General features: G+C 60.9%; 6 protein-coding genes and 1 pseudogene. 6 read left to right on the top strand and 1 reads right to left on the bottom strand.

What is annotated here, in order from left to right:
* Positions 1 to 195 precede the first annotated feature (195 nt).
* The 3 genes and pseudogenes from H0W47_RS17750 to H0W47_RS17740 form a co-directional block, all read left to right on the top strand.
* Positions 196 to 540, top strand: a pseudogene (locus H0W47_RS17750) (XdhC family protein); the annotation flags it as partial.
* Between the two features lie 133 nt (positions 541 to 673).
* Complete coding sequence (locus H0W47_RS17745; RefSeq protein WP_296926807.1) at positions 674 to 1,906, top strand: urate hydroxylase PuuD; 1,233 nt, start codon at positions 674 to 676, stop codon at positions 1,904 to 1,906.
* A 195-nt stretch (positions 1,907 to 2,101) separates the two neighbouring features.
* Positions 2,102 to 3,232, top strand: a complete 1,131-nt coding sequence (locus tag H0W47_RS17740; RefSeq protein ID WP_296926805.1) for an ABC transporter substrate-binding protein — start codon at positions 2,102 to 2,104, stop codon at positions 3,230 to 3,232.
* Positions 3,233 to 3,254: 22 nt separating this feature from the next.
* Here H0W47_RS17740 and H0W47_RS17735 read toward each other — a convergent pair whose 3' ends face one another.
* The gene (locus H0W47_RS17735; protein ID WP_296926803.1) at positions 3,255 to 4,190 is read right to left on the bottom strand and encodes a LysR family transcriptional regulator; all 936 of its coding nucleotides are present in this window, start codon (positions 4,188 to 4,190) and stop codon (positions 3,255 to 3,257) included.
* Positions 4,191 to 4,295: 105 nt separating this feature from the next.
* Between H0W47_RS17735 and H0W47_RS17730 the strand changes: the two genes are divergently transcribed.
* The 3 genes from H0W47_RS17730 (at position 4,296) to H0W47_RS17720 (ending at position 7,688) form a co-directional block, all read left to right on the top strand.
* Positions 4,296 to 5,390: a tartrate dehydrogenase gene (locus H0W47_RS17730; RefSeq protein WP_296926801.1), complete on the top strand. Its 1,095-nt coding sequence runs from the start codon at positions 4,296 to 4,298 to the stop codon at positions 5,388 to 5,390.
* Positions 5,391 to 5,461: 71 nt separating this feature from the next.
* A complete protein-coding gene (locus tag H0W47_RS17725; protein ID WP_296926799.1) occupies positions 5,462 to 6,418 on the top strand; it encodes a tripartite tricarboxylate transporter substrate binding protein in 957 nt (318 codons plus the stop codon).
* Between the two features lie 103 nt (positions 6,419 to 6,521).
* Complete coding sequence (locus H0W47_RS17720; RefSeq protein ID WP_296926797.1) at positions 6,522 to 7,688, top strand: mandelate racemase/muconate lactonizing enzyme family protein; 1,167 nt, start codon at positions 6,522 to 6,524, stop codon at positions 7,686 to 7,688.
* The last annotated feature ends 108 nt before the right edge of the window (positions 7,689 to 7,796 follow it).

Raw genomic sequence — 7,796 nt, 5'->3', positions numbered from 1 at the left:
GCTACACGAAGTGAGCGAGCGTGGGGGCCAAATTCCGCCGGGCCGCCCCAAGGAAAAATGCACCCCCTCGGGGGGCAGGAAGCTACACGAAGTGAGCGAGCGTGGGGGCCAAATTCCGCCGGGCCGCCCCAAGGAAAAATGCACCCCCTCGGGGGGCAGGAAGCTACACGAAGTGAGCGAGCGTGGGGGCCAAACATCACGTGCGAACACTCGGATCCAGTGCAGGGGGCGGTGCGTGGCCTGGCGCCGCAGTCGCGCGTACTGATCATGAGTTTCAGCCACGCCGAAGACCTGGACATCGTCGCCGAATGCCTGAAACGCCAGCGCGAGAAAAATGATTTCCCCTATATCGGGTTGATTGGCAGCCAAACCAAGTGGGCTACCTTTCGCCACCGGCTGCTGGCCCGCGGTTTTAGCGAAGAGGAACTGGCACATGTGACCAACCCGATCGGGCTGCCCGGCATCGCCGGCAAGGAGCCGGAGGTGATCGCGGTGTCAGTGGCCGCACAGTTGTTGCTGAGGGAGTCAGCGGGAAAGTGAGAGGGCCTGAGGTTTGCATCAGGCCATAAAAGTGTATACACTTTCGTGGACAGGTCGCAGCGGAGCCCTTGTGTTCGTGGCCTAAATTCTGCTCAGAGCGCCCGCAGTGGTGAGCAGGTTTGAAAGTTGAGTCATGGAAAGTTATTACCTGGACTGGGCCAACCTGCTGCTGCGCTGGGTCCACGTCATCACCGCCGTCGCCTGGATCGGGTCCTCCTTTTATTTTGTCTTTCTCGATTCCAGCCTGACGCCGCCAGAGGACGACGACCTCAAGAAGCAGGGCGTCAGTGGCGAACTCTGGGCGGTGCACGGCGGCGGTTTTTACCACCCCGTCAAATTTGCGGTCAAGCCGCCTGAACTGCCTAAACATTTGCACTGGTTTTATTGGGAGAGTTACAGCACTTGGCTGTCGGGGTTTGCGCTGTTCACGGTGTCTTACCTCTGGAGCGCCGGCACCTACCTGATCGACAAGTCACTGATGAACTGGTCCTCCGGCGCCGCCATCGGTGTGGCGTTGTCGTTTTTTGTGGTGTTCTGGATGCTGTACGACGGCATCTGCCAGGTCTTCGGCAAACGCAAAAACGGCGATGCCATCGTCGGCGCGCTGGTGTTGTTGCTGGTCTGCGTGGCGTCGTGGCTGGCCTGCCACTGGTTTGCCGGGCGTGCGGCGTTTTTGCTGGTGGGCGCCATGATTGCCACCGCTATGAGTGCCAACGTGTTCTTCTGGATCATTCCCGGCCAGCGCAAGGTGATTGCCAGCATCAAGGCCGGCGAGCCGGTAGACCCGGTGCATGGCCAGCGCGGCAAGCAGCGCAGCGTGCACAACACCTACTTCACGCTGCCGGTGCTGTTTGCCATGCTCAGCAACCACTACAGCTTCACCTACAGCCATCCACAGAACTGGCTGGTGCTGATTGTCATGATGCTGGCTGGCGCGCTGATCCGCCAGTTCTTCGTCATGCGCCACGGCTACAAGCTGGGTCGCAACGGCAATCCCTTGCCTTATGCCATGGTGGGCGTGGTCCTGATCCTCGGCGCGATTGCCTGGATGAAGCCGCCTTCGGCGACGCCTGTTGCTATCAATTCAGGAGCTGTAGCCGCAGGTGGAACGGGGGCTGAAGGCCGATTTGACTATGAAAAACTGCAAAAAGTGATGGAGCAGCGCTGCTACCAGTGCCACGGAGCGCAACTGCAGATGAAGAACATCCGGCTGGACTCGCCAGCCCTGCTCAGCCAGCACGCGCAGTCGATCTACCAGCAAGTGGTGGTCAGCAAAATCATGCCGATGAACAACGCCACCGCCATGCCCGATGCCGAACGCGCCCTGGTCCGCCAGTGGTTTGAAAGTGGCGCCAAAACGCCCTGAGCGCCGCGCTTCGCCATCTCCACGGCGCTCTTTTGCCGGCGTTGGCATGCCAACGTAAGTTGTAAGTTCTGCGTAATATCGCGTATCGACGCGGGCCTTGTTAAGTGCTTCAATGCATTGTCATGCAAATAATTTGCTGCCGGCAGCCCAGGCACTCGCCGAAGTCTGCCGTCGTTGATACCGAGGAGAAATACCATGATGCATATCCATTTGCTGGTTCGCACGCTTGCGCTCACCGGCCTCACGGCCGCTTCTCTGGCGGCGGGGGCGGCCCAAATTGTGGTCGGGCAGGTCGCGCCGCTGTCCGGGCTGGAAGGCACTCAGGCCCGCGCCTACTCCACCGGTATCCAGCTGGCGCTGAACAAGGCCAACAAGGCCGGCGGTGTCAATGGCCACACCTTCAGCCTGGTGCGCAAGGACGACGGCGGCCGACAGGCCGACAACATGGCCGCCACCAAGGCGCTTCTGAGCGAAAGCCGGCCGCTGGTGCTGGCCGGTTATTTTGGTGATCGAGTCGTGGGTGACCTGGTGGCGTCGAAATTGCTGGAAACCGAGAACATCGCCCTGGTCGGCTACCGCGTCAACGAAATCCGCAGCGAGACCCCGCTGGTTTACAGCGTTCGCGCCAGTCTGCGCGACGAGATCAACAAGATCACCGAACACCTGGTCACCGTGGGTGTGAACCGCCTGGGTTTGTTTTACCCTGATGGCGCTGGCGCCGCCACCCTGGTGGCTGCCGTGGAGGAAGTGATGAAGGCACGCGGTGCCAAGCTCACCGTCAAGGCCACTTATGTGCTGGGGACCAACAAGGTTGCCAATTCTGCGGTGGACACCTTCATCAACGCCGCGCCGCAGGCCATCATCGTCGTGGCCAGCGGCGCTGCTGCGGGGGCCTTCATCGAAAAATATCGGCTGGACGGCGGCGCGGCGCAGTTGTTCGCCCATTCCGGCGCGGACATCGAGCAGATTTCACAGCGCCTGGGCGAAGACCAGCTCAAGGGCTTGGCCATCACCCAGGTCACGCCCAACCCGTACAAGATATCGGGTCGGCTGTCCAAGGAGTTCAGCGACATCGCCGCGTCCACGCCGAATCTGGAAGTGCCCGTGAGCTACGCGATGATGGAAGGTTACATCGCCGGAGCGGTGATTGTGGAAGCGGCGCGTCGTATGGGCCCAAAGATCTCGCGCGAGGGTTTTGTCAGCGCGCTCGACACTGTTGATGTCGATCTGGGCGGCTACAAGGTCGGCTTCAAGCCGGGCATGCGGTCTGGATCGCGCTTTGTCGAGCTGACCATCGTCACTGCCACCGGCCGAATCCGGCAGTAAGCCTGCCGCGCTACAGGCAGGTTCACCAGCCGGTCACCAGGCCAGCAGAACGCGTCGAGCTTTTTTCAAAATGGCCGGCCAGGTAGTCCACAAAGGCCCTGACCCGCGCTGATGCCTGGTGTCGTTGCGGCCAGACTGCATGAATGTCGGCCGGCGGTGACTGGTAGTTTTCGAGCACCTGGCGCAGGCGACCGCTGCGCAGGTAACGCGCTACATCCCACTCCGCCCGCATCACGATGCCGTGGCCGGCCAGCGCCCAGTTCACCGCAATTTCACCGTCGCTCGTACTCAGGTTGCCGCGCACCTTGACGGTTTCCACACGTTTGCCAGCACCCAGGCGCCAGATACCGTAGGCCTCACCTCCCTGGCGTATGCCGATACAGCTGTGCTGCGTCAGGTCGTGCGGCACCCGGGGCGCGCCGCGTTTGGCCAGGTAGGCTGGCGAGGCGCACAGCAGACGGCGGTTGGGCGCCAGCTTGCGGGCGATTACGCGCGCGTCCGGCGGCTCACCGAAACGCACGCAGACGTCAAAGGCGTCGTCGTCAGCTGGCGGCGGGTTGACTGTGAGCTGCAGCTGGATCTGCACTTCGGGATGAATCCTTGCAAAACCCGAAATCAGCGGCGCAATGTGGCTACGGCCAAAACCCAGGGTGGCGTTCACGCGCAGCAGGCCTTTGGGCGCGGCGACCGCGCTGGCTACTCGTTGCTCCATGTCCTCGATGTCGGCCAGGATGCGGCGCGCGTGTGTCAGGTAAAGCTCACCCTCGGGTGTCAGGCTGACACGCCGCGTCGTGCGGTTGAGCAGCTGAGCACCCAGGCGGGCTTCCATCTGGGCCAGGCGTTTGCTGACGGCGGGCGTCGTGACGTCCAGCTCACGAGCTGTCGCCGAAAAACTGCCGCAGCGCGCCAGCAGGCTAAAAAAAGCCATTTCGGACGGGGCGGAGGTGGGCGTGCTCATGGTGCTTATTATTAACTCAAAGTAAACAATAGGATAACTCCACACGCCGCTTTTGAACGCTGCAATCCGTAAAGTCATTGGCATTACATCAACCAAGGAAACCCCGTGAAAAGCTACAAGATCGCCTGCATCCCGGGCGACGGCATCGGCAAGGAAGTGATTCCAGCTGGCCAACAGGTGCTGCAAACGCTGGCCGCTGCAGAGAAGAAATTCAGTTTTGACTTCACATCTTTCGGCTGGGGCGGCGACTGGTTCCGCAAACACGGCGTGATGATGCCGGACGACGGGCTGAATGCGTTGCGCGGCATGGATGCCATCCTGTTCGGCTCTGCCGGCGACCCGCATATTCCCGACCACATCACGCTCTGGGGGCTGCGCCTGAAGATCTGTCAGGGCTTCGATCAGTACGCCAATGTGCGGCCGACCCGCATCCTGCCCGGCATTGACGCGCCGCTCAAGCGCTGCACAGCCAAGGACTTGGACTGGGTCATCGTTCGTGAAAACTCCGAAGGTGAATACGCCGGCGTCGGCGGCCGCGTGCACCAGGGTCATCCGATCGAGGTGGCCACTGACATGTCCATCCTGACGCGTGCGGGGGTCGAGCGCATCATGCGTTTTGCCTTCCGGCTGGCGCAGTCGCGCCCGCGCAAACTGCTGACCGTGGTGACCAAGTCCAACGCCCAGCGCCACGGCATGGTGATGTGGGACGAGATCGCGCTGCAGATAGGCAAAGAGTTTCCCGACGTGCGCTGGGACAAGGAACTGGTCGATGCCTGTACCGCTCGCATGGTGAATCGCCCCGCGTCGCTGGACACCTTGGTTGCCACGAATCTGCATGCCGATGTGCTGAGCGACCTGGCCGCTGCACTGGCGGGCAGCCTGGGCATCGCGCCCACGGCCAACATCGACCCCGAACGGCGCTACCCATCGATGTTCGAACCCATTCATGGCTCAGCCTTCGACATCATGGGTAAGGGGCTGGCCAACCCGGTTGGCACCTTCTGGTCCTGCGTGATGTTGCTCGACCACCTCGGCGAAAACACCGCAGCGCAGCGCCTGATGCAGGTCATTGAGCAGATCACCGCCGACACCTCGCTGCATACCCGCGATCTGGGCGGAAGTGCGACCACGGCGCAGGTGACCCAAGCCGTGTGCGAGCGCCTGTCGGGCGCCGGGGAAGTCCAGCGGCGCGCCGCCTGAAGCACGAATCGTGAATCAAGAGTTGATGAGAAGCCTTGCAAAGAGTCACTAAACCCAAAGGAGACAAAACCATGAAGAAGCTGATTTCCGTCCTGAGCCTCACCTTGCTGGCGCCATTTGCAGGCAATGCACTGGCCCACGCCTGTCCCGACAAGAATGTGATGTACTGGCAAGCCTTCCCGCCCGGCGGTGAATCTGACCTGTCGGCGCGCCACCAGCAGGTGGTTCTCAAGAAAAAGTGCCCGGCCATCGACACCATCATCCAGTACAAAGCCGGCGCCGGTGGCGCGTTGATGTGGTCGCAGATGAACCAGCTTCCACCCGATGGCTTGAACATTGTCGGGGTCAACCTTCCGCATATCGTGTTCCAGCCGATAGAGGGGGTGGTGCAGTACAAGACGGCCGATGTAACTCCGGTGTTCTGGTTCCACTTCACACCCGACGCGCTGGTAGTGCCAGAAAACAGCCCGTACAAAACTTTTGCCGAGTTCATTGCCGCGGCGAAGAAAGATCCCGGCAAGATGAGCCTGGGCGGCTCTGGCCTGAACTCTGCGAATCATGCCTCCCATGAGCGGCTGAACGCGGCCTTCGGCATCAAGAGCACCTACGTGCCGTACAAAGGCACGGGCGACATGGCGCTGGCGGTGGTTGGCAGCCAGATTGACGGTGCAGTGACCTACACCGCCTTTGCCATCAACAACAAGGGCAAGACGCGGGCGCTGGCCGTGGCCATGGAAAAACGCCACCCGCTGCTGCCCGATGTTCCCACGTTCAAGGAACTCGGCGTGGACTGGGTCGACGGCGCTTATCGCGGCATCGGCGTGCCCAAATCGACACCGCCTGAAGCACGCAAAAAGATTGCCGACATGTGGGCGGCTCTCAACAACGAGCCCGAGATGAAAGAGCTGGCTGCCAAAAGCGGCTTCGAGCTGGTCAATGTCAGCGTTGACCAGATGGACGCCTTCATGAAGGACAAGACCAAGCTGTACACCGAAGGCGCGCAGCGCTTGGGGCTGGGTAAAAAATAACGGGAGCTAGTCAACCGGAGAGGGGCGGCAATGCGCAAAATTCATTTTTGCGCGTCGCGGCCCAAATTCTTTTAGTCTTTGCCCCTTTTGATTGAGAGATCTTGTGAAGATTATCGACATCCGCGAATCCACGCGGTCCATTCAGTCCAGCATCCGTAACGCCTACATCGATTTTTCGAAAATGAACCTGAGCCTGGTGGCTGTGGTCACCGACGTGGTTCGTAACGGCAAACCCGTCATCGGCTATGGCTTCAATTCCAACGGCCGCTACGGCCAGGGTGGCCTGATCCGCGAACGTTTTGCGCCGCGCATTCTGGAGGCCGCGCCCGAAAGCCTGCGGGACGACGCCCGCGACAACCTCGATCCGCACAAAGTCTGGGCGGCCATGATGACCAATGAAAAACCAGGCGGCCACGGTGAACGCTCGGTGGCCGTTGGCACCATCGACATGGCTATCTGGGATGCGGTGGCAAAGATCGAAGGCGTGCCTTTGTATCAACTGCTGGCCGAGCGTTACGGCAACGGCACGCCACAGCGCAAGGTGTTTGTCTACGCCGCTGGCGGTTACTACTGGCCGGGGCAGGGAATTGAAGGCCTGGAGCGCGAGATGAAGAGCTACCTGGACCGCGGCTACTCGGTGGTCAAGAAAAAAATCGGCGGCGCCTCGCTGGCTGAGGACTGCAAACGCATTGAGGCCGTGCTCAAGCTGCTGGCACCAGGTCAGCGGCTGGCGGTGGACGCCAATGGCCGCTTCGACTTGAAGACCGCGATTGATTACGCCAAGGCGATGTCGCAGTACGATCTGTTCTGGTACGAAGAAGCCGGGGACCCGCTGGACTATGCCTTGCAGGCGGAGCTGGCGCAACATTACGACCAGCCTATGGCGACGGGTGAAAATCTTTTTTCAATGCAGGATGCGCGCAACCTGATCCGCTACGGCGGCATGCGTCCCGACCGCGACTGGCTGCAGTTTGACTGCGCGCTCAGCTACGGCCTGGTGGAATACCTGCGCACGCTGGACATGCTCAAGGAAAACGGCTGGTCGCCAGCGCGCTGCATTCCGCACGGTGGCCACCAAATGTCGTTGGCAATTGCCGCCGGCCTTGGGTTGGGCGGCAACGAAAGTTATCCAGATCTGTTTCAGCCCTATGGCGGCTTTCCCGATGGTGTGAAAGTAGAGAACAGCTTTGTGACCTTGCCCGAGTTGCCGGGCATCGGTTTTGAAGGCAAGGCCGATCTCTTCCAGGAAATGACCCGCCTGGCCAGCTAGCCCGGATATTTCACCAGTAGTCCGATGAGCACATGATTTGGGGCGCGCAGCGGCCGATGCGTGTCGTTCGTCGAATTGTCTGGGTACTGGATGGGTTTTGGCCAATTT

Origin of the sequence: Polaromonas sp. (assembly GCF_013817205.1) — a bacterium.
Classification (GTDB): Bacteria; Pseudomonadota; Gammaproteobacteria; order Burkholderiales; family Burkholderiaceae_C; genus Polaromonas.
Note: the sequence above shows the minus strand (reverse complement) of the source record. Positions and strands in the feature narration are given on the sequence as shown.